Origin of the sequence: Paraburkholderia acidicola (assembly GCF_002362315.1) — a bacterium.
GTDB lineage: Bacteria > Pseudomonadota > Gammaproteobacteria > Burkholderiales > Burkholderiaceae > Paraburkholderia > Paraburkholderia acidicola.
In genome coordinates, this window is sequence record NZ_MTZV01000006.1 from 531,066 (window position 1) to 554,864 (window position 23,799).

The following is a 23,799-nucleotide window of genomic DNA, read 5'->3' on the forward strand; positions in this document are numbered from 1 at the left end:
CAGCGCGATATCCCGATCGCATGCCGGGCACCGACCTTTTATCTCCTGCAAAGAAATCTCTGGAATTCAAACCCTATGACCCTACGCGAACAGTTTGCATCGTTTCCACGCGACATGTTTGCCGGCACCGTCGTCTTTCTCGTTGCGTTGCCGTTGTGCCTCGGCATCGCCAACGCGTCGGGCGTTGAGCCGTTCGCCGGTCTTCTGGCCGGCATTATCGGCGGGCTCGTCGTCGCCCTGCTTAGCGGTTCACATCTGAGCGTCAGCGGGCCTGCTGCCGGGCTCGTGGTGATCGTCGTCGACGGAATCGCGAGGCTCGGCAGTTTCTCTTCGTTCCTGATGGCGGTGCTGCTCGCGGGCGCCATTCAGTTCGGCTTCGGTATGCTGAAAACCGGGCGCTTCGCCGCGTATGTGCCTTCTTCGGTCATCAAGGGCATGCTGGCCGCAATTGGTCTGCTGCTGATCATCAAGCAGTTGCCGCTCGCGGCCGGTCTTGCCAATGGCAATGCGGGCGCACTGAATGCGGCGGCTGGCACCATCGACACACCGCTCGGCGCGCTGTCGCTGTCTGCCTGCGCGGTTGCGTTGCTGTCAATCGCGATCCTCGCAAGCTGGGACACCAAAGGCATGCGACGCTTCGCGCTGGTGCGCGCCGTGCCTGCGCCGCTCGCAGTGGTCGCGCTTGGCATTGGCGTGACGTTGTTGCTGGACCTCGCTGCACCGGGCTTTGCGCCGCCGGCCGAGTACCGGGTGTCGTTGCCGTCGCTGGCTTCGTTTGCGGCACTGGAGCAGGCGTTCAACTGGCCCGCGCTCACGCAATTGATGAACCCCGATGTGTGGCGCCTCGCAGTCACCATCGCAATCGTCGCGAGTCTGGAAACACTGCTTAGTCTCGAGGCGGTCGAACAGATCGATCCGAAGAAGCGCGCCGCGCAACCGGACCGCGAGTTGAAAGCGCAGGGTATCGGCAACATGGTGGCAGGTGTGCTCGGTGCGCTGCCCATCACTTCCGTGATCGTGCGCAGCTCGGCCAATGTTCACGCGGGTGCGCAGAGCCGCTGGTCGGCGGTCGTGCATGGCGTACTGTTGCTCGTCAGCGTGTTCGCATTGACTGCCGTGATCAACCTGATTCCGCTCGCCTGTCTCGCCGCCATCCTGATCTTCACCGGATTGAAGCTCGCCAAACCGTCGATGTTCGCGGATGTCGCGAAGCGAGGTAGCGCGCGTTTCGTACCGTTTATCGTGACGATCGTTGGTGTGCTGCTGACCGACCTGCTGATCGGTATCGTGCTTGGCATCGTGTGCAGCATCATCCTTGCCGTTCGCGCTCACATGCAACGCCCGATCACGATGGCACGGCACGACGATCACTTCCTGCTGTCGTTCCGCAAGGACGTGTCGTTTCTCGCGAAGGTGAGTCTGAAAGCGCATTTGAAGTCGGTTCCCGATCACGCTACGGTTGTCGTGGACGGTAGCCGCGCGGACTTTATCGATCCCGATGTGCGCGAGCTGATCGACGAGTTCGTGCGCGAGGCCCCGGCGCGCGGCATTCATGTCGAGTGCCGGCAGCTTGAACCGACCGTTCAGGAAGCCGCGCCGTATTCCGGGTTCCGGATGTTTCAGCGCAGCAGGTAAGTTGAGAAGCGCACTGTCACGCGTTGTGCATGACAGTGCGTCAGTGAAGTGAATTCGTCTACGCCGCTTGACGCTGTTCTGGTCAAGCGGCGCGTGCTTTCGATCTGTCGTTCTTCCCAGTTCGTCGTCATACACCGCTGCGTCCTTTGAAGCCGATTGCTCCCCGTGGCTGACGCTTGCGCCTGATGGCCGACTTTGGGACACCTTCCCCATCTGTCGTGCGGCACTACCGATTTACACCAGTGTTGGTGGCGCACGGTTCAAGAAGATTGCCCGCTATTCCCTCCTGCTCTACCTGTTCAATGTCCTTTGATCCCTGCCAGACTCAGGCAAACGGGCGTTGCTGTGATGCGCATTCCAGGCGTCTATGTTTTGCAAAGTGACATTAGATTTCTTCGTCTCGCATCGACGCATCCACGCATCCACATTCACTCGTACCCACTCATCACACTTCGCCCCGTTACCCGGGCTTCAGACAAAAAAGAGGGAGGCACCCTCACGGGCACCTCCCTCGTCTATCAACCTCGCGTAGCTACGTGTCAGAACCGGTGACGCAGGCCCACTGTCGCAGCGGTCTGATCGCGTGAACTCGACGATACAGCGAGCGGGTTGCCGCTATAGATCGACGCACCCGCGTTCGGACCATCACCCGTTGCGCGCTGGTAGACCACCTGCGTGTACACATCGGTACGCTTCGTGAGCGAGTAGTCAGCCTGCGCGCCGAACTGGTGGAAGCGATTCTTGCCGTCGTTGCTGAACGCCGAATCGCGCATGTCCGAGAACGTGTACGCCACGCCGAGGCCGAGCGCCGGCGTCAGATTGTACTTACCGTTGACCTCATAGTTGTTCACCCGGAATGAGCCGCCTGTGGGCAGGTTGTCGGCTCGCGCCTGCGTCCACGCGACACCAACTTCCGCCGGGCCATACGTATAGCCTGCGCCGACACCAAACTGACGCTGCCGGCCGAGTAAACCAAAGTCCGAAGCACCGCCGTTGCTGACACCCGCGACGTTAGTTGCACCTGCATTGTTCTGCTGTGCATACGCTGCGGCGACACGCAGCCCGCTGTTCTTATAAGCCGCCCCCACGCTGTATTCGCGATTGTTCGCGAAAGCACCTGCCTGATTCGAGAAGCCGTAGGTACCGCCGAACGTAAGACCCGAGTAATTCGCGCTCGTGAACTTCACCGAATTGTTCACCGACGAACCGCCGTTCGTGTTCAGGTTGTCCAGGTTGCCGACGTGCGCGAAGTAGGTGCCGCCCCAGCTGCCCGTAGCAGTGAGCGGTGCCAGGTAGTCCTGCACTGCGTCGTACTGACGGCCCAGTGTCACGGTACCGAATTCTCCCGAGAGACCAACGAACGCCTGGCGATTAAACAAGCCGCTGTTATTCGCAACGCGACCGTTGCCCAGATCGAAACCGCTTTCGAGCGTGAAGATCGCCTTCAGACCACCACCGAGGTCTTCAGCACCGCGCAGACCCCAGCGGCTCTGGTTGATACTGCCGCTCTTCTGTTCCCACTTGGCATTGCCGCCGACATTGCTCGTGTAGGTGAGGCCAGCATCGATCAGGCCATACAGCGTGACGCTGCTTTGTGCATGTGCAGTGCCTGCAAACGAGGCGGCAACTGCAGCAAATATCAGCGTTCTTTTCATGAGGGAGATTCCTTGTAAAAGCAGGCCTTGCGACCTGGGTGGGACAGTGGGGCCTCATGGCCACCAGTAGAGGGTTGTGTGCCTTGCGAGCCCAAACCTTTCAAAGTGAAAGTCTAGTTGATGGCCTTACGATTTGCATACGGAGTGCGAAGAAACAACGCTTGTTCGATGCGACAACTCGTCACGGAATACGCTGCGATCGTTATCAGTTGGCTCTCCCAAGCAGTTGCCTGTCGTATCTCACTAAAGACCTGCGTAGAAGATGACGGGAATGTCATCTAGCGATCATGTCAGCGCATCTTTCGCGTCGCAGAATCTGCTTTCTCACGTGAAGCGGTGGCCTGCACAGGTGCGTTTCAAGATAAGGAAACGGCATGCGACCGCGCCCCCCCAACGATGCACGTGCATACCGCCATGAGGTCGCTTCTCAGATCATTTCTTGCGCTATGCGTGGTGCGGATTCGTCGCACAGATCGGACCTTGAAAAACGATCCAGAAACGCCGCGCCGCGATTACCGTTTGCCGTTCGTCTGATGGGCGAAGGTTTGATGGATATCGGTCAACTGAGGGCCTGTTGCACTGACGCACGACGCGTGTCCCCATGCGCCAGTCACAAAAGAAAAAACGCCAGCCCGGAGAATCCGGACTGGCCAAGCGGAATGACCTTTCTGACTCGGAGTGCGTCAGAACTCGCGACGGCCATCCGTCCATCGTCGCTACCCTTGAGACCCCTTCGACGCCGGAGACAGGCGTCGTCGGTGAATATATTCTGCAGAGCGAACACTTTGCGAACATGACGGCATCGTGATTTTTCTGTCATTTCAGGGTGGCTCGCGCAAGCCACTTTTTCTTGTGTGATCGCCTAGGCACAACGATTGATCTACGGCTCAGCCGGAGTTCCGGCCTGGAATCTAAACGACGTGAAGTCGACAGCGGTGCTCGCGATTTATTTTTTCTCAAACCATCCGTTTTCGCATTGCGCACCGCATTAGAAACTGTAAGGTTAACTAGGCTTAAAAGCGTTAACCCACTGAGCCGAAAAGACTTTCAAATCCGGCACCGTTCGGCCCGCTCGATGTACCAGTGAAATGTGACAAAGCGTCGCAAACGCTGTGATATTGTCTCGCTCCATTCGGCACGACCCCCGAATTCTCTACGTTATTGCCCGCCTCGCGTAACAGACTGTCGCTGCACTCCGGTTGCGACAGGTAGAGCCTGTTTAATCAGCTTGACTAAAAAAATATAAGAAACCGCCGCGTGGAGACTCCCGCGTAGCGGTGCGTATTGACTTGCGCCAACGTGCTGGGCAGACACGGCACTCTCACGAGGAGGAAAAGAAGCGATGCAGGGCACCCACGATTCACACTACCCGTCACTCACGGGCTCGTCGAAGCCGCGCCAGACGCGGCGCCATCCACGCAGGCTCGTTACGCACATCGGCCTTGGCGTAGCCGCGCTGACTGCGGCGCTCGCGCTGACCGGCTGTAACGACGACATCACCACCCCGGCCGACCAGCCGCTGGTCGACAACACCGCCTACTCGACGAAGGCCGGCGATGGCCTTCCTGCCGCACAGGTCAACGAACATGCGGCCGTCATGCATCACCAGTGGTCGGCCAACGGCACGACCGTCAACTACACGACGACGACGGGCCACCTGACCGCATCCGATCCGGGCGGCAACGCGGAAGCGAGCATGTCCTACGTCGCGTACACCGCGCCGAGTACGGATGGTTCGCCGCGCCCCGTTACGTTCATCTATAACGGTGGCCCCGGCTCGTCATCGGTCTGGCTGCGCCTCGGCTCGTTTGCGCCGACCCGCGTTGCGACACCCGATCCGCTCTTGACCGGCTGGCCCAATTTCCCGATCGTCGACAACCAGGAAAGCCTGATCGCGACGACCGACCTGGTGTACATCGACCCGCCGGGCACCGGTTTCTCCGAGGCGATCCAGCCGAACACCAACAAGACGTTCTGGGGCAGCGATCCGGACGTCAGCGTGATGCGCGATTTCATCCGCCGCTATCTGACGGCCAACAACCGCTCGAGTTCGCCGATCTATCTGTACGGTGAATCGTACGGTACGCCGCGCACGGACATGCTCGCGCTGTCGCTGGAATCCGCTGGCGTTCACCTGACCGGGATCGTGCTGCAGTCGTCGATCCTGAACTACATGGCCTCGACTGGCGACACGTCTGCCGGCACGATCCCGTCTTACGCTGCAGTGGCTGCGTATTTCAACCAGGTCTCGCCGTCGCCGACCAATCTCGGCGCGTACACCCAGCAGATCCAGAGCTTCGTGACCGGGCAATACGCCCAGATCGTGCAGTACTCGACGGCGAATCCGCAGGTGGTGATCGATAGCGCGACGCTTGCTGCGTGGTCGGGACAGACGGGCTTGACGAACGCGGCGCTGAGCGGCTACTTCGCGTACTACTACGACACGGAAGCATCGCCGGGTCAGACGGTGCTCGTGCCCGGTTCGACGATCGGCCGGTACGATGGCCGCGTCGTCCTGCCGAACAGCGATCCGCGTCTCGCAAGCGACAACGATCCGTCGGACATCCTGATCAACACGCCATTCACGAACGCGCTCGCCGCGCAGATGCCGGGCTACCTCGGGTATCAGGCACCCAATGCGAAGTTCTCTCTGCTGAACGACGACATCATCGGTGTGTGGAATTTCAGCCACGGGGGCCAGCCCAACCCGGACACGATCCCGGACCTGCTCGCCGCGCTAACGCTTAATCCGCAACTGAAGGTGCTGTCGTTAAACGGTTATCACGATCTCGCGACGCCGTACTACGAAACGGAAAAGGAACTGGCACGGTTGCAGACCGTTCCGGGACTCAACCCGAACATCCAGCTGACGTTCTATCAGGGCGGCCACATGATCTATCTGGACAACGTCGCGCGGCCGAAGATGCAGGCTGACCTCGTGTCGTACTACCAGAACAAGCCGCTTGCAGCTTCGCTGTCACTGGCGCAACTGTCGGCGCCTTGGACCGATGAGCATCCTGCGAACACGGCCGCTGTGGTGAAAACCGCCGTGAAAGCCAGCGCCGCCCGTTGATGACGCCAGGGTTCGCGTGCAGCTGGTCGCACGCGTCCGCGACTCCTCTTTAGATGAGAAACACCATGTCGAAGCATAAATTTTTGTCCACCAGTCTTTCGTTCCTCGCGCTCGCGGCCGTTGCGGGCAGCGCGTTCGCCGTGCCGCTGCAAGCCGTGTCGTCGGCGACCCCGCCGAAGGGCGGCGGCGTCGACGGTCCGTTCTTCCCGCGCGTTGCGGTCGCCGCGCCCGCTTCCGAGACGACCGGCGCCGATCTCCAGCGTCAGGCGCAGATGCGCCTCTCCGCGAGTCTCGCTTCGAACGGAGCGCTCGCCAACGGCGCCACGCTCACAAAAGCACAGGCGCAGGCCAGCGGCCTTGACTACGTCGCGAAGAACTTCTCGCAGATCGACGCCACGGGAAGCGGCAAGGTCTCGTTGAAGGACGTTCAGCAGTATCTGAACCGGCAATAAAAGAGGGCTTCGGACCGGCCCACCCGGTCCCGGTTCCGCCGTCGATAACCCCAGGAATTTTGCGGGAATCGACACCGGTAAGATCACGTTCGACAACGTGACGTGTTGTGTGAAATCGTATGGCCGCCTGTTTGCAGGCGGCCATTTTTTTGTCTATCGCTGTCGCCTTGTGACAAAACAAACCCACCGCTACCGGCAATCACACTCCGCTTTCAACAAAACATTACAAATCGCGACAAACAACATCGGTGCGTGCGATTAGGCTCCGTATCTGGCCACATCTGGTGTTCTGGATAGGGCACACGGGGACCTGTTTCCAGTTGCGCAAAGCGTGGCCCGAAAATGGTCAGAACAGAAACAAATGACCGGTTCACGGTATTACGGTGTGCATAAACAATGAAGCGATCATTTGAATCTTTTTCCCGCCCCATACCCGTACTGACTTACCACCATGTCTCTCCAGCGGGCGGCCCGCTGTCTATTTCGACGGCGTGTCTCGACTCGCAGATGAAATGGCTGGCAAGTAACGGTTACGTCACGCTCACAGCCGACGAGTTCGCCCGCTATCTGCACGGCGAGCGCATGCCCGACAAGTCGATCCTGCTGACATTCGACGACGGGTATCTCGACAACTATCTGCACGCTCACCCGATTCTCAACCGGTACGGGCACAACGCGTTGATGTTTCTAGTGACCGAGCGCATCCACGATGGTCCAGCCCGCTCGCTCGCGGAGCGCCATACGCAGACCACGCCTACACACGAAAAATGCGAACAGCTCGTCAAAGCCGGCCGCGCCGATGACATAACCGTGCGCTGGAGCGAGATCGAGGCGATGCGCGCGGCCGGCACATTCGAGTTCCATAGCCATACGCACAGCCATCGTCGCTGGGATCTGTCGTGCAAGGACGCAAGTAGCAAGCGCGCCATGATCGGCGCCGACATCGCTACCGCGAAATCGATCCTGAGCAAGCGCCTGGGGACCGAGTCGAAGCATCTGTGCTGGCCCGAAGGCTACTACGACGCCGACTACATCGGCGCCGCCATCGACGCCGGATACGAGTACCTCTACACGACCCGCAACCTGCGCCTCAACGCGCCCGGTAGCGACCGCCATCAGATACAGCGCTTGGTGGACAACGGCAAGGGCGACGAGTGGCTGGCAAGCAAGCTCTGGCGCTATCGCCACCCGGTGTGGGGGCCGGCGTACTACGGCATCAAGCAGATCAAGAGTGCGGTACGTAGCGCGGTGGGCGCATGAAAATTCTCTACACAAACTTTCATAGCGGGGATGGCGGCGGTCATACGACCTACATCCTCAATCTGGTTCGCGTGCTGAGCCGTCGTCATCAGGTGGCCGTTGCGGCGCCGCGCTCAAGCCGGCTGTATCAGAGTGCGCGCAATATGCCCGGGGTCGACGCCTTCGATTTCTCATTTCGCAACACGCTCGGCTGCATGACCGGGACCGCGCTCGCCTTGCGTCGTCTGGTCGAAGCGAATGGCTACGATGTCGTGCACGTGAATGGCTCGGCCGATCACCGTATCGCCGGACTGGCGACGCTCGGCATGTCCAGAAACCGCCCGCGCATCGTCTTTACGAAACACAATGACCTGCCCGCCAGCGGCCTTGGCACATGGCTCAAGGGAACCCTGGGGACGGACTCCGTCATTTGTGTTTCCGAGTACACGCGCCGCTTTTTGACGCAAACGGTGTATAGCCGCAAGGTCATGCGCGTGGTCCATCACGGGGTCGACCTGTCCCGCTTCATTCCTGTCCGAGCCTCCGCCGTCGAGCGGAGCCGGCAATTCTGGTTTCCCGAGCTTCCCGACGATACGCTGGTCGTAGGCAGCACCGCGGGCATGGACGACAACAAAAGCTGGCTCGATATGGTCGCCGCGGTTGCGTTGCTGCCCGAGGCGCAACGCAAGCGCATCCGCATCGCGCTGGCCGGTCATCTGCCCAATGAACGGCAACGCGCACGAGTCGCCGAACTCGGCATGACCGATCAGGTGATTTACGCCGGCCTGCTACGTGATGTGCGCTCGCTCGTCACTGCGTTCGATATCGGTTTTGTCCTCTCGCAACGCGAAACACTGTCGTTCGCGTGCCGGGAGATGATGGCCATGGGCAAACCGATGATCGTCTCGGACGCCGGTGGTTTGCCGGAGAACATCAGCGCCGGTGTCGACGGATGGATCGTTCCGCCGCGCGGACATGCACATCTGGCACAACTGCTGGCGCACCTGCTGGACAACCGGCCGGAGGTTGCGCGCGCAGGCGCGGCCGCGCGGACTAAAAGCGAACAGCAGTTTTCGATGGAAACTTTTGCGGAGCGGACCGAAGCGGTCTATCAGGAGTGTCTGCGGCGCGCGGGAAGCACAGTAGCCAGCCAGAGCCGCGCACGGACGAGCACACTGCGGCGTGCTATCCGTGCGGCGTTTACTTCGCTTCCGCCCATCTGAGTGGCTGTGTCCAGGACGGCGGTGAGTTCGTCACCGCCATTCCTGGATCGGGATGTACGCACTTTCCGGCGACATCGACGGTCCTAGCACTTACCGAACGTGCTAACCGGGCTCGTTACCGCGAGCGCTCGCTCGTTGAAGATCACCGGCACGCCGCCCAATCCCAGCTTCGAATTCACACGATCGAGCTTCCAGCCATCGACGCGCAGCCCCGCGCCCGACACCGGTTTGCCTTTCGCGTGCGGCACATCGATGACGATCTGCGTCGATGCACCGGGCAACAGGTTCAGATAGTTGTCGCTGAAGAAGGCCGGCAGGATGCGCTGGCCGCTCGACGAATCGAACAGTTGCAGATGCGTCATCAGCGCTATTGCAGTGCCGATGTTCTGCACGTTCGCCGTGATACGCGTAGTGACATCGTCGAGTTCTGCCGCCGATGCGCTGATCGCGATAGCCGCCGCCTTCATCGTGTCGAGCGACGTGTAGTCCGTGTCCTGCCCGTTCTTCTCACACCAGTAGAGATTGTCCGCCACAGTCGCACCGCTCGCGTCACGCAACGTGAGCGTGACGATGCAGACATCGGATGTCGCGGCCGCGATCTGCGTGCCGGGATTCGCGACAACCTGATACGACGTCGGCGCAACGCTCGCGATGTTCTTCGTAACCCGACCGGCAAGCGTGCTGTCCAGGTTGTAGACGCGCATCTCGACGCTACCGGATACCGTCTTCGCCGTATGGTTGGCAATCGTCACGTCAAAGGTACTTGCATCGAGAATCGCGTTGATGCGGCGGCAGCCGTGCTGGACCGCGAAAAACGACGCATGCTGCTCGAGATCGTGGCTGTACATCTGCCAGACGAAGCTCGGTTGCGCAGGGTTTGTCATCCACATGATCACGCCGGTCGCGGGCGACGTGATCGTGCCCGTCGCCGGTCCGATCATCACGGCGGCATTCGCTTCGTAGAGCGACCGGATGCACTCGTAGTTCATCATCTGCGCCTTGCGGACGAAGTCGGCGAGATTGGCGATCGCGCCGTAACGCGCGCCGGTCATCGCGATGTAGCCCGCACCGCCCTGCTGTCCCGCCAGATACGCCCCGTTACCGTTCATATCGCGATCCGCCCAGAAATCATCGGGACATTCCCACGATGACGACGGCAGCATCGCCTCGACGAACTCCAGCGTCGGAATCGAATGCGAACCGACTTCATTGTGGAAGGCGGTACTCGACGTACCGTAGCCGCGGCTGAACGCGGCTGACGGCGCCTCCCAGTTGTACGGACCACCCGACGAATAGCCGTTCACCGCCCCGGCCCCCGTGTCGCCCGCGGAACTCGTCAGACACAGGCGCTTCGGATCGAGCGTCTTGACGAGCGAGTCCAGCCCGCTGACGAGCGCAGCAGGCGGCGAGCCCTCGTTGCCGCCGCACCAGAGCAGCACCGACGGATGATTGCGGTAATGGACGATGACATCGCGAATGTTGTCGAGATCGCGCGTGACGTTGACGGGCGCGGGCCCCTCTGTCGAATAGAAAAAGTCCTGCCAGACGAGAATGCCGTACGTATCGCAGGCATCGAAAAAGTCGCGGCTCGTACTCTGTCCGTTCCAGTTGCGGATCAGGTTCAGGTTCGCGTCACGATGCAGTCTGACCTGATTGAAGAGGCGCTCGCGCGGAATCCGCTTGAGCGCCTCGTCGAGCCCCCAGTTGCCGCCCATGATCAGAATGGGCAGCTTGTTGACGGTGATGCTCAATTGCGGGCCGAAGCCGATGTTGCGCGAGTATTCGATACGCCGCAGACCGATGTTGACGGTCCGCGTATCGGACACCTGTCCCTGCAGTGCAATCGATACCTCAACTGCATACAGATTCGGCTCACCGTAACCATTCGGCCACCACAGCTTCGGATTCGCCAGGGACAGTTGCGGCACGTCGGCCGATGTCAGCGTGATGGTCGTCGGCTGGTCAGCGGCGGGGATCGTGATCGCGTGACTAAACGTGATGTCCGCGCCGATTTTTCCGGTCACCGTGGCGGCGAGGCTCGTGCCCGAGCGATTGTCGAGTGAGAGATCGAGTTGCAGCGCGGCGCTGCCCAGGTCATCCGATAGCGTGCTGTCGACGCGCAGATCCGCGATGCGCACCGCGCCCGTCGTGAACCACGACACCGGTTGCCAGATACCGAGGTCGCGATCGGGTATCGTCGGCAGCCAGTCCCATCCGGCGGTGCAGAAGAACGTCGGGCCGTTCTTTAGCGTGACGCCGGTCGGGCCGCCATTGCGGCCACCGCGCGTGACGCCGCTCGCATAACTCGGCTTGAGCGGCCCTTCCGAGAAGTCGAGTTTGATCGCGCTGACCGCGAGATACGCAATCCCGCCTGTCGCCGCGACGAGCTTCGTCACGTCGAAGTAGCCGTGCTTGAAAGCGCCTTCGAGCGTGCCCACCAGCGCGCCATTGAGCCATACGCTGGCCATGTAGTTGACGCCGTCGAAGCGCAGCCACAGGCGCTGGCCGGGCCGCAATGGCGGCGTCGCGAAGGTTGTCCGGTACCAGTAGTTCGTGTCCTTCAACGTGTCGGGAATCGTGTCGGTGACGATCTTGCCGTAGAACGGATCGGGATATTTGCCGTTCGCGATCATGCTCGTGAGCGCGGTGCCTGGCACCGTCGCGGCCGACATCCCGGGAGCACCGGCGGCGCTCGCCAGTTGCGCACCGGTGAGCGCCGGGCGTTCCGATGCGGCGATGAACGTCCAGTGCCCGGTGATTTCGCTCGATGCCGCAAGGTTCGCGGGCGGCGATGCCGGCACGACGCCCGGTGTCAGCGGTGTCGCGGGTACTGCGGGGGTCGCGCCGGCTCCCGCTTCGTCCAGTGCCTTACCCGCGCTCTGGATACCGTCGCCACATGCGGCCAGCCAGCCGCTTCCGGCCAACGTCGTGCTGTACACCAGGAATCTACGGCGCTGCTTCGATTGCATGCTGTCTTCTCCATTTATATTTTGTTTATTTATTGTGCTAAACAGATTCAATAGAACAATGTTTAGTCGACTGCGTAAACATTGATTTCGACACTCATATATCGTCAATACGTTACCGAGTTTAGATGGCTCGATTTATACAAGTCAAGGATGTTTGAATTAATAGATATTTTTGAATCGACGCGGATATTTGACAAAGTTTTAGTGATTTTAATAAACACCGGATTTCTGCTGCTCAAATCCTGGCATGCAGAAGGCATGCGGCCATACCAAAGCTTCCATAAGAATCTCACAAGCATAAGTTGAGAATTATTGAGAATTCGACAGAATGTGCCAATGTTTAAAAAGGGTTAACCATTACAGGAATTCCATCATTAGTGATGTAATTTCTTTTCACGCCAAAAGCGTTTTTCTTTTCATGCCCTGATATCCCGCAGGTCAAAGATCGCGCGAACCCTTCCACACCCCTCACCCGCATTAGAGATTGCCCGTTTCCGTTTTGATTGCATGCATGCGCTTCGCAAGCTGTGCCGATACGTCAACACCATCTCAACCCCATCTTCTGGAGTGCGAACATGAGGCATCCTGGCGTTCTTTGCGCCGTCGCTGTATTGCTGACCACCTGCGCCCCGTTCGGATCGAGCAGCGCGGCTGCGGCGTCACCGCAAGAAACAACATCGTTAAAAAGCATCGCAGCGGCGCTCGATGACAGCGCCGCGATCAGGGCGGCAAAAGCAGGCGCTGGCTCGGACGCCAACGCCCCGTCGTTGCTTCCGGTCCCGGTGTTTGAACACGCTCTGCCGACTGGCAGCTTCACCCTCTCCGCGGACACCCGCATCATCACCAGCGGAAGCGCCGATCTGAGCGCCGCCGTTTCCTATCTGCGCGGCATCGTCGGACAATCGACCGGATTCACGTTGCCGACGGCCGATATCTTTCACGCCGCGCGCCACGAGAACTTCATCGTGCTCGACGTGGACTCGAGCCGGCTGGGCGCGCTCGGACAGGAAGGCTATACGCTGATCTCCGGAAAACTCGGCGTGGTGATCCGGGGCGCGACGGCACACGGCGTGTACATGGGCATCCAGACGCTCCTCCAGTTGCTGCCGAACGCCGTCTATAGCACGAGCCAGCAAGCCGGCGTGTGGTCAGCGCCGGGCGTGGTGATCGCCGACTGGCCGCGGTTCGCCTATCGCGGCGCGATGCTCGACGTCTCGCGACGCTTCTTCACCGTCGATCAGGTCAAGCACTACATCGACGAAATCACACTGCTGAAGATCAACACGCTGCACCTGCACCTGGCGGACGATCAGGGCTGGCGTATCGCGATCTCGGCACTCCCGTCCCTGACGGCGATCGGCGCGAGCACGCAAAGCGGCAGCACGCTCAGCAGCTTCCCGACGGTGCCCGCGCGGCCCTGGTATTACACCGCCGACGACTACCGCGGCATCGTGCGCTACGCCGCCGATCGCTCGATTACCGTCGTGCCGGAAATCGATGGCCCGAGCCACGTCAGTGCGGCCCAGGCTTCGCTTGCCAACCTGAACTGCAGTAACACGGCGCTTCAGCCGTACTCCGGTTTCGATGGTCCTGGGCTGAGCCTGTTGTGCCTGACGGATCCGGCTCATCTGGCCAACATGCGCAGCTATCTGAGCACGGTATTGAGCAGTCTGGCCGGTATGACGGCGGGACCGTACGTGCATGTCGGTGGCGACGAAACCCCGACGGGCATCACGCCAGCCGAGTACGGCGACTATGTGAGCGCCGCAACCGGCACGGTCACCGCGGCCGGGAAGACGCCGATCGGTTGGCATCAGATCGGCTCCGCGAAGATTCCCGCCGGGACGCTGCTCGAATACTGGGGCGACGATACGGACCGCGCGTCGATCGGTACCGCGACACAGTCGGCGGATGTTCAGGACGCGGTATCGGGAATCGCGCAAGGCGCAAAGTTTATTTTCTCGCCCGCCGACCACGCGTACCTCGACATGAAGTACAGCCAGCTCACACCATGGGGCTTACTGTGGGAAGGGTACGTCAGCATCCAGAAATCCTATTCATGGGATCCGACTACTGAACTGTCGTCGACAGATGGTTCGATCAACCTGTTGCCCGCCCAGCAGATAGCCGGCCTCGAGGCGCCGCTCTGGAGCGACCGGACCTACGTCGGCTCGACCGCCCTGCCCGATAACAACACGGTGTGGGCGACGCAGAAGACCTATGCCGACTACATGGCGTTCCCGCGCATGGCGTCGATGGCGGAGATCGGCTGGTCGCGACTGTCGTCGCACGACTGGACGGGCTTCCAGCAACGACTCGTCACTCAAGGTCAACGCTGGGATGCCTTCGGTGTGGGCTATTACAAGTCGCCGGAAATTCCGTGGAAGTAAAGCCGATGAGTTGACATAGTGCCGCACGGGGGTGCCCTCAAGAAATCGAGGGGCACCCCCGCTTTTTGCAACGCTGCGTCACGTGCGCGCTGAACCGATATTGGCTGACTGTTCAATGCTTCGTGAAGCGCGTTGTCGTCCGATCTGCAGCATGGCGATGCTGGCGAGGATCAATGCGACGGCAGCGATCTCCAGCATGTCGACTCGTTCGCCAGCCAACCATCCGATCAGCACAGCGACCGTGGGCGTGATGTAGGTCGCGCCTGAGGCCGCCACTGCACCGAGTTCCTGCAATAGATAGTAGTAGAGGAGAAACGCCATACCGGTGCCAAGGAAACCGAGTCCCACGACAACGCCCGCGGCCGCTCGCCAGTCCTGCATCAGCCGGCCCATTCCCGAGTAATCCGTGAGCGCAGCAAGTATCGCGAGAGCCAGTCCCATCTGCCATGTCACCATCGCGAGAGGCGGCAGATTGAGCGGCGAGAGAAAGCGGCGGACATACACGTACGATAATCCGAGGATGATCGCGGCGCCGAGCATCCACGCCACGCCCGTCAGATCGTTGGCATTGTTCTCGCCTTCCCATGGCCTCGCGATCAGCACAATCCCCGCGAATCCCGCGATCACCCCAAACCCCATTAATGCGTTGAGTTTCTCCGTCCTCAGAAATAGAACCGAGGCAATCGCCGTAAAGATCGCAATCGATCCCCCCAGAACCCCCGCGACACCCGACGGTAGCAACGCCGTGCCCTTTACGATGGCGACATAGTAGAAAGCCGTCGCCACAGCAGCCATGACGAAAAAGTGCGGGATATGTTTCACCTGACCGCGATTGATCACGCCTTTGTACGAGGCGACAACGGCAAGCGGTAAAAAACCAAAGAGCACGCGCAAGAATGCGATCTGCATTGGGCTGATAAGCACCGCGGCCCATTTCATGTAGATGAAATTCGACCCCCAGCACAGGCCCAGAAACACAAATGAAGCTTTGGTCAGTCGCATGATGGGCGTCTCACGGTGACATTCTCAGAAAATGCTGCAAGCAATTACCCCGACTCGAGGACCGGCCTGTGCAAAGAATATCGTAATCTTCCCGCAACCTTCGACGAGTACCATGCGCCGATAAGCAAACTCATCGCGGCGCGGTCTTCCGCAACCCTGATCCACGATTTCAATACACGACTCATGTTCCCATCTGCGCGTGTCACCCCAAACCAGCCCACCGCTTTCTTGCGAAATCCTGGTTTCTTTACAGAACATTGCGGCAGGCTGCTGTCGTAACGGCCTGCAACGTCTGGAAGACAACGGGTATCAACACGCGACGTGCGATTCGCTAGACTCTCTCGTCAAGCGCCTGATGAGTTAGCGATCTTGCATGACAATTAAACGCCCGGCATCGGGTCCTTTCGAAGCGGCTGCTCTTATTTGTCTGCGGCAATCACTCTTTACTGAGGTTCTATGAGCGAGGTCGGGTCCAACCAACCAAGGCAGCGCCGGCACTACGGGCGCATCGTGCTCGTGCTGGTATTGCTGATCGTGATCGCGCTGGTGCTCGTCCACGTATTGCGCGGGAAGAAACCCAAGGTTGCCACACCGGCGCAGGTCGTCACCGTGGCCCCGGCGACGCTGGGCGACATGCCCGAAGTACTGAGCGAACTGGGCACCGTGACGCCGGTTGCGACCGTCACCGTGCTGCCCCAGTTAAGCGGCTACCTCACACAGGTCGCCTATCACGAAGGCGAGGATGTGGCGAAAGGCCAGTTCCTCGTACAGATCGATCCGCGCCAGTACGAAATCAACAAGCAGCAGGCCGAAGCGCAACTGGCGAAGGATCTCGCGAGCCTCGCCCAGGCCCGCTCCGATCTCGCGCGCTATACGCAGTTGAACCAGCAGAAATCGATCGCAGAACAAACCTATGTGGACCAGCAGTTCACGGTTCAGCAGGACGAAGCCGCGGTCAAAGCGGATCGGGCCAACATCGCGCAGTACGAGCTCGACCTGATCTATTGCCACATCACTGCGCCGGTGGCCGGCCGCGTGGGCCTGCGTCTCGTCGATCCGGGCAACTACGTGACCGCGTCGAGCACCACCGGCGTCGTGGTCATCACCACGATGAAGCCGACCACCGTCGAATTCACCGTGCCGCAGAACTCGCTCGCCTCGGTGCTGGCGCGCTTCAATTCCGGCGCGAAACTGCCGGTCACCGCGTACACGAGCGACACCAGCAAGGAAATCGCGACCGGCACGCTGTATGCCATCAGCAACCAGATGGCGACGAGCACCGGCACCGTAACCTTACGGGCGACTTACGCAAACGATAACGAAGCGCTCTTCCCCAACGAGTTCGTCAACGTCAAGTTGCAGGTCGATACGCTGCAGAACGCGGTGCTGGTACCGACGCCCGCCGTGCAGAGCGGTGCACCCGGCAACTATGTATTCCTCGTCAATGCCGACAACACGGTCTCCGTGCACAAGGTGACACTCGGCCCGAGCGACGGCAAGAACACCGTCATCCTGACCGGCCTCTCCGCCGGCAACCGCGTGGTGACCGACGGCATGGACCGCCTGAGCGACGGCGCGAAGATCAGGGTAGCCGGTGCGAAGCCGGCAGGACCGGCGAGCGACGCCGCCGGCGCATCCGCAGCCCGCGCGCAACACGCCGCGCATCGCCAGGCAGGCGCCGATGCATCGCAAGCTTCGTAACCACGGACCCGCGCGCCGATGAATATTTCCCGCGTGTTCGTGCTGAGGCCGGTGGCGACCTTGCTGCTGGTGATCGCCCTCGTGATGGTGGGTCTGGTCGCCGTGCGCTTTCTGCCGGTGTCCGCACTGCCCGACGTCGACTACCCGACGATCCAGGTCCAGACCTTCTATCCCGGCGCCAGTCCCGATGTGATGGCGACCACGGTCACCGCGCCGCTCGAGGTACAGCTCGGCGAAATTCCCGGCTTGCAGCAGATGACCTCGTTCAGCTCGGACGGGTCGTCGGTGATCACGCTGCAGTTCGATCTCGCGCTGAACCTCGATATCGCGGAACAGGACGTCCAGCAGGCGATCAACGCGGCGAACAGCTATCTGCCGAGCGGCCTGCCCGCGCCGCCGACCTACGCCAAGGTGAATCCGGCCGACCAGCCGATCCTGACGCTCGCCGTCACGTCCACGTCGATGTCGCTGACGCAGTTGCAGGATGCCGCCAACAACCGCCTCGCGATGAAAATCTCCCAGGTGAGCGGCGTCGGTGTGGTTACGACTTCAGGCGGTAACGTGCCCGCTATCCGGGTCGAGGCGGACCCGCAAAAACTGGCCGCCTATGGCCTGAGTCTCGACGATCTGCGCACGCTGCTCGGCAACGTCAACGTGAGCCAGCCTAAGGGCAACTTCGACGGCCCGGAGCTGGACTACACGATCAACGCCAACGACCAGATCGACGATCCCCAACAGTATCTGGACACGGTCATCGCGTATCAGAACGGCGCGCCGGTGTACATGCGCGATGTCGCGCGCGTCAGCACGGCCGCGCAGGACACCGCACAAGGCGCGTGGTTCAACCACTCACCCGCCATCATTCTCAACGTGCAGCGTCAGCCGGGCGCGAACGTGATCGCCACCGTCGACCAGATCACGAAGCAGTTGTCCACGCTCGAAGCGTCGTTGCCCGCAGGCGTAAAAGTCACGGTCGTCGCCGACAGTACCAAAGCGATCCGCTCCTCGGTCTCCGACGCCGCGTTCGAACTGGCACTCGCGATCGGGCTCGTGGTGATGGTGATCTTCGTGTTCCTGCGCAATGTGCCGGCAACGTTGATTCCGAGTATTTCCGTGCCGGTCTCGCTGATCGCCACGCTGGCGATGATGTACGAACTGCACTACTCGATCGACAATCTGTCGCTGATGGCGCTGATCATCGCCACCGGCTTCGTGGTCGACGATTCGATCGTGATGATCGAGAACATCGTGCGCTATCTCGAGGAAGGCAAGACGCCGCTCGAAGCCGCGCTCGAAGGCGCCGGGCAGATCGGCTTCACGATCCTCTCGCTGACCGTTTCGCTGATCGCCGTGCTGATCCCGCTGCTGTTCATGGGCGGCGTGATCGGGCGGCTGTTTAGCGAGTTCGCAGTCACGCTCGCGGTGACGATCGTCATCTCGGCGGTGATTTCGCTGACGCTCGTGCCGATGCTCTGCGCGCGCATTCTGCGGGCCCAGGCACAACGGCATCCGAGCCGCTTCGAGCGCGTGAGCGAAAACCTCTTCAACAAGACGCTGAACGCCTACGAGCGCGGTTTGCGCTGGGTGCTGGATCACCAGAAGCTGACGCTGACGGTGGCTGTGCTCACGCTCGCGCTGACCGGGATTCTGTACGTCGTGATTCCGAAGGGGCTGTTCCCGGTCCAGGACGTCGGGGTGATCGAGGGCCTCAGTGTGGCCGACAACACGGTGTCCTACCAGGCAATGGCAACCAGGCAGTCGGCGCTGGCCGAGGCGATCCTGAAGGACCCGGATGTGACCTCGGTGACGTCGTACGTGGGCATCGACGGCACGAATACCACGCTAAACAACGGTCGCTTCCTGATCAACCTGAAGCAAAAGGACGACCGCTCGCTGAGCGCGGTCGAGATCGCGCGGCGGCTGCAGCAGGAAGTGGCCGATGTCCCTGGCATCAAGCTGTTCCTGCAGCCCGAGCAGGACCTGACGCTCGACACCACGGTGTCGCCGAACCAGTACAAGTTCGTGTTGCGCGGACCGAGCCAGCAGGCGTTCCAGAAATACGTCCCCGAACTGATCGCGCGGATGCAGAAGATATCCTCGATCACCGACGTGACGAGCGACATGAACAACGACGGCCTGAGCATCAACGTGGAGGTCAACCGGCAACTGGCCGCGCGCTACGGCATCACGCCCGCCACCATCGATAACGCGCTCTACGACGCGCTCGGTCAGCGCATCGTGTCGACGATCTTCCAGCAATCGGACCAGTACCGCGTGATCCTGGTCGCCAAGCCCGAGTCGATCCCGACCGTGCAGTCGCTCGGCAATCTGTATCTGCCGAGCCAGACCAGCAGCAGCGGCCAGGTACCGCTCAACGGCATCGCGACGATCAAGGTCGTCAAGTCGCCGCTCGTGATCAGTCACCTGGCCCAGTTCCCTGCCGTGACGGTGTCGTTCAACCTCGCGCCGGGCGCATCGCTGAGTACGGCCGTGGACGAAATCAAGCGCGCCCAGCAGGCCGTGAACCTGCCGCCGTCGATCACCTCCGCGTTCCAGGGCGCCGCGCAGGCGTTCCAGGACTCGCTGTCGAGCGAGGTCTATCTGCTGGTCGCCGCACTCGTGGCCGTGTATATCGTGCTCGGCGTGCTGTACGAAAGCTTCGTCCATCCGGTGACGATTCTGTCGACGCTGCCATCGGCGGGCATCGGCGCGTTGCTCGCGCTGATGATCGCGGGTAGCGACCTCGACGTGATCGGCATCATCGGTATCGTGCTGCTGATCGGTATCGTCAAGAAGAACGCGATCATGATCGTGGACTTCGCGCTCGACGCCGAGCGCAACCACGGCAAGTCGCCGCGCGACGCGATTTTCGAAGCCTCGCTGCTGCGCTTCCGGCCGATCCTGATGACCACGCTCGCCGCCATGCTCGGCGCCCTGCCGCTGCTGCTCGGCACGGGTACGGGGTCCGAGCTGCGCCGGCCGCTGGGTCTGGCGATTATCGGTGGGCTGACGCTGAGCCAGTTGCTGACGCTGTTCACGACACCGGTCATCTATCTGTTCTTCGACCGGCTCGCCGAGCGCGTGCGCCGCAGGCGCAAGTCCCAGCCCGGTATCGCTGAGGGTGCGCAGTGAACATCACGGCGCTCTTTATCGGCAGACCGGTCGCCACGACCTTGCTGGCGATCGCGATCGCGCTGTCCGGCTTGCTGGCGTATTTCCGGCTGCCGGTCGCGCCGCTGCCGAACATCGCGTTTCCGGTCATCGTCGTGCAGGCGAGCATGGCCGGCGCGAGCCCCGACATCATGGCCTCCACCGTTGCGGAGCCGCTCGAACGCCGGCTCGGGACGATCGCCGACGTCGCCGAGCTGACGTCGACGAGTTCGGTCGGCTCGTCGCTGATCGTGGTGATGTTCGGCTTGAACCGCGACATCAACGGCGCCGCGCGCGACGTCGAAGCCGCGATCCAGGCCGCCCGCGCCGACCTGCCGAGTACGCTGCGCAGCAACCCGATCTACCGCGAATACAATCCGGCCGATTCGCCGATCATGGTGCTCGCGCTCACCTCGAAGACGCTGACGCTCGCGCAGCTCTACGATTCCACCGATTCGGTCATCCAGCAGCAGTTGTCGCAGGTCACCGGCGTGGGCCAGATTACGCTGGGCGGCGGCGCACTGCCGTCGGTACGCGTCGAACTGGATCCGGGCAAGCTCAGCAGCTATGGCGTCGGCCTCGAGGATGTGCGGGCGGCCATCAGTGCCGCCAACGCCAACAGCGCGAAAGGCCACCTCGATCTGGACGGCCAGCGTTATCAGGTCACGTCCAACGATCAGGCCACCAAGGCGAAGGATTACCTCGACCTGGTCATCGCCTATCGGAACGGCGCGCCGCTGATGTTGCGCGACGTCGCCCAGGTGATCGATTCAAACGAAAACATCCGCAACGCGGGGCTCTACAACGGCAAGTCCGCCGTGCTGGCGATCATCTATCCGACGCCGGGCAGCAACGTGGTCAACACGGTCAAGCAGATCAACGCGGTGCTGCCGTCTATCGAAGCCACGCTGCCGAAGGACGTGCACGTCGAAGTCGCAATCGATGCGTCGCAATCGGTCAATGCCTCGGTACAGGATACGTTGCGCACGCTGTTCATCGCTGTGCTGCTGGTGATCGGCGTGGTGTTCGTGTTCCTGCGCTCGCCGCGCGCGGTGCTCGTGCCGGCGGTCGCGTTGCCGCTGTCCATCATCGGGACGTTCGGGCCGATGTACCTGCTCGGCTACAGCATCGACAACCTCTCGCTGATGGCGTTGACCATCAGCACCGGCTTCGTGGTCGACGACGCCGTAGTGGTACTGGAGAACGCGACACGCTACCTCGAGGCGGGTCTCAGTCCACGCGAGGCCGCCTTGCGCGGCAGTCAGGAAGTGAGCTTCACCGTGGTCTCGATGAGCCTGTCGCTGATCGCGGTGTTTCTGCCGATCCTGTTGATGCCCGGCATCCTGGGCCTGCTGTTCCACGAATTCTCGGTGACGCTGTCGATTGCGATCCTGATTTCGCTGGTGGTCTCGCTCACCGTCACGCCGACCATGTGTGCGTTTGTGCTGACCCGCAAAAACGCGGGGCATTCCAGTGCGGGCTGGGGGCGCTGGGTGGAAAACCAGTTCGAGCGCTTCAAGGAAGCCTATTCGCGCTCGCTCGACGCCGTGCTCGATCATGCGCTGATCTGCATCCTGACGCTGATCGGTCTGCTCGTGCTCAACGTCGTCCTGCTCCGCTTCGTGCCGGGCACGTTCTTTCCGGAGCAGGACAACGGCATCCTGATCGGCCAGATCATCGCGGACCAGAGCATTTCGTTCACGGCGATGGAAAAGAAACTCGCGCAGTTGCAGGCGATCGTGCAGACCGATCCGGCCGTCGCATCGGTTGCTGGCTTTACCGGCGGCCGCGCGCTCAACACGGCCATGGTCTTTATCGAGTTGAAGCCGCTCGCCCAGCGCCACGCGTCGGCGACCGAGATCGTCAACCGTCTGCGTCCGCGGTTAAGCCAGGTGTCCGGTGCGCAACTGTTCCTGCAGGCCGCGCAGGACCTGCGCATTGGCGGCCGGCAGTCGGCGGCCGAGTATCAGTACACGTTGACCAGCGACGACGCCGCGGCATTGTTCAAATGGACACCGCTACTCGTCGCCGAACTCAACAAACACCGCGCGCAGATTCAGGATGTGAACTCGGACCTGCAGCAACACGGCTTGCAGACGCTGATTAACATCAATCGCGCGACCGCGATGCGCTACAGCTTTCAACCCAACCAGATCGACAACGTGCTGTACGACGCATTTGGCCAGCGCACGGTGTCGACGATCTATAACGCGGTCAACCAGTACTTCGTCGTGATGGAAGTCGCGCCGAAATACTGGCAATACCCGCAGACGCTCAACCAGATCTTCATGAGCACCGCCGCGGGCAACGCTAACGGCACGCAGCAGACGCAGATGCCGGGCGGCACGGTCAGCGCGGTCAGCACTACGCAGAGCACGGCCGCTGGAACCAACTCGCTCAACTCGAACGCCGAAGCGAACCAGACCACCAATAGCATCGCCAACAGCAAGGGCGGCAGTTCGAGCGGCAGCGCGGACAGTACCTCTGCCGAAACGATGGTGCCGCTGCCGGCGTTCGCGACCTACAGCAACAGTCAAACGGCGACCCAGGTGAGCCACCAGAGCGGCCTCGTCGCCGCGACCGTGTCGTTCAACCTGCCGCTCGGCGGCTCGCTCAGCTCAGCTTCCGCGATACTCGACCAGGCCTCACGCGACATCGGTATGCCCGCCTCGATTCACGGCTCGTTTGCCGGCGCGGCGCAGGCCTATTCGCAATCGGCGGGGACCATTCCGCTGCTGATCCTCGCCGCGCTCTTCGTGGTCTATCTCGTGCTCGGCATTCTCTACGAGAGCGCGATCCATCCGATCACGATCCTCTCGACCCTGCCGTCTGCCCTGATCGGTGCGACGCTCGCGATGCTCGTGTTCGGCAGTTCGTTCTCCGCGATCGCCTTTATCGGCATCATGCTGCTGATCGGTATCGTCAAGAAAAACGGCATCATGATGGTCGACGTGGCGATCCACCTGCAACGCACCGAAGGACAGAACGCGCGCGAGGCCATGCATAACGCGGCCGTCGTGCGGCTGCGCCCGATCATGATGACGACCTTTGCCGCCGTGCTCGGTGCCGTGCCGCTCGCGATCGGCATCGGCCAGGGCGCGTCGCTGCGCCAGCCGCTCGGCATTACGGTGATGGGCGGTCTGATCGTCAGCCAGGCCTTTACGCTGTACACGACGCCGGTGATCTATCTGTACCTCGATCGCCTGCGTGCGAGGCTGGCCCGGTGGTCTGCGCGCATGCCGTGGAGCAGACAGCAGGAAAACCCGCCTACACCCGATACCCCGGCTACACCGGAAACCAAGGCATGAAG

12 protein-coding genes are annotated in these 23,799 nt (G+C 61.3%); 9 read left to right on the forward strand and 3 right to left on the reverse strand.

All coding sequences use genetic code 11. The features are described 5' to 3' along the window. Positions 1-75: 75 nt before the first annotated feature. Entirely contained in the window at positions 76-1,635 is a 1,560-nt protein-coding gene (locus tag BWP39_RS21390; protein ID WP_096723849.1) for a SulP family inorganic anion transporter, read from the forward strand. A 539-nt stretch (positions 1,636-2,174) separates the two neighbouring features. Here BWP39_RS21390 and BWP39_RS21395 read toward each other — a convergent pair. Continuing rightward, on the reverse strand, positions 2,175-3,290 hold the full coding sequence (locus tag BWP39_RS21395; protein WP_096723851.1) for a porin: 1,116 nt from the start codon (positions 3,288-3,290) through the stop codon (positions 2,175-2,177). Positions 3,291-4,632: 1,342 nt separating this feature from the next. On the opposite strand from BWP39_RS21395, the gene BWP39_RS21400 reads away from it, so the two are divergent. From BWP39_RS21400 to BWP39_RS21415, 4 genes are all read left to right on the forward strand, one after another. After that, entirely contained in the window at positions 4,633-6,363 is a 1,731-nt protein-coding gene (locus tag BWP39_RS21400; protein ID WP_096723853.1) for a S10 family serine carboxypeptidase-like protein, read from the forward strand. Between the two features lie 65 nt (positions 6,364-6,428). Further along, positions 6,429-6,815, forward strand: a complete 387-nt coding sequence (locus BWP39_RS21405; RefSeq protein ID WP_096723855.1) for a hypothetical protein — start codon at positions 6,429-6,431, stop codon at positions 6,813-6,815. Between the two features lie 507 nt (positions 6,816-7,322). Beyond that, positions 7,323-8,075, forward strand: coding sequence for a polysaccharide deacetylase family protein (locus BWP39_RS21410; protein ID WP_207557017.1), 753 nt, complete (start codon positions 7,323-7,325; stop codon positions 8,073-8,075). Next, complete coding sequence (locus tag BWP39_RS21415; RefSeq protein WP_096723859.1) at positions 8,072-9,277, forward strand: glycosyltransferase; 1,206 nt, start codon at positions 8,072-8,074, stop codon at positions 9,275-9,277. The genes BWP39_RS21410 and BWP39_RS21415 overlap by 4 nt, the downstream gene beginning before the upstream one ends. Positions 9,278-9,360: 83 nt before the next feature. Here BWP39_RS21415 and BWP39_RS21420 read toward each other — a convergent pair whose 3' ends face one another. Further along, entirely contained in the window at positions 9,361-12,246 is a 2,886-nt protein-coding gene (locus tag BWP39_RS21420; protein WP_096723861.1) for a glycoside hydrolase family 2 protein, read from the reverse strand. 575 nt (positions 12,247-12,821) lie between these two features. Between BWP39_RS21420 and BWP39_RS21425 the strand changes: the two genes are divergently transcribed. Then, positions 12,822-14,636 (forward strand): beta-N-acetylhexosaminidase, encoded by a 1,815-nt coding sequence (locus tag BWP39_RS21425; protein WP_096723862.1) that lies wholly within the window; start codon positions 12,822-12,824, stop codon positions 14,634-14,636. A gap of 78 nt (positions 14,637-14,714) precedes the next feature. On the opposite strand, the gene BWP39_RS21430 is transcribed toward BWP39_RS21425, so the two are convergent. Then, positions 14,715-15,638 (reverse strand): DMT family transporter, encoded by a 924-nt coding sequence (locus BWP39_RS21430; protein ID WP_096723864.1) that lies wholly within the window; start codon positions 15,636-15,638, stop codon positions 14,715-14,717. 456 nt (positions 15,639-16,094) lie between these two features. Here BWP39_RS21430 and BWP39_RS21435 point away from each other — a divergent pair, with 456 nt between their 5' ends. From BWP39_RS21435 to BWP39_RS21445, 3 genes are read left to right on the forward strand one after another with little or no spacing between them, the layout of a single operon-like run. Then, positions 16,095-17,339, forward strand: coding sequence for an efflux RND transporter periplasmic adaptor subunit (locus BWP39_RS21435; protein ID WP_096723866.1), 1,245 nt, complete (start codon positions 16,095-16,097; stop codon positions 17,337-17,339). An 18-nt stretch (positions 17,340-17,357) separates the two neighbouring features. Continuing rightward, complete coding sequence (locus BWP39_RS21440; protein WP_096723868.1) at positions 17,358-20,471, forward strand: efflux RND transporter permease subunit; 3,114 nt, start codon at positions 17,358-17,360, stop codon at positions 20,469-20,471. Beyond that, positions 20,468-23,797 (forward strand): efflux RND transporter permease subunit, encoded by a 3,330-nt coding sequence (locus BWP39_RS21445; protein ID WP_096723870.1) that lies wholly within the window; start codon positions 20,468-20,470, stop codon positions 23,795-23,797. The genes BWP39_RS21440 and BWP39_RS21445 overlap by 4 nt, the downstream gene beginning before the upstream one ends. Positions 23,798-23,799 lie beyond the last annotated feature (2 nt).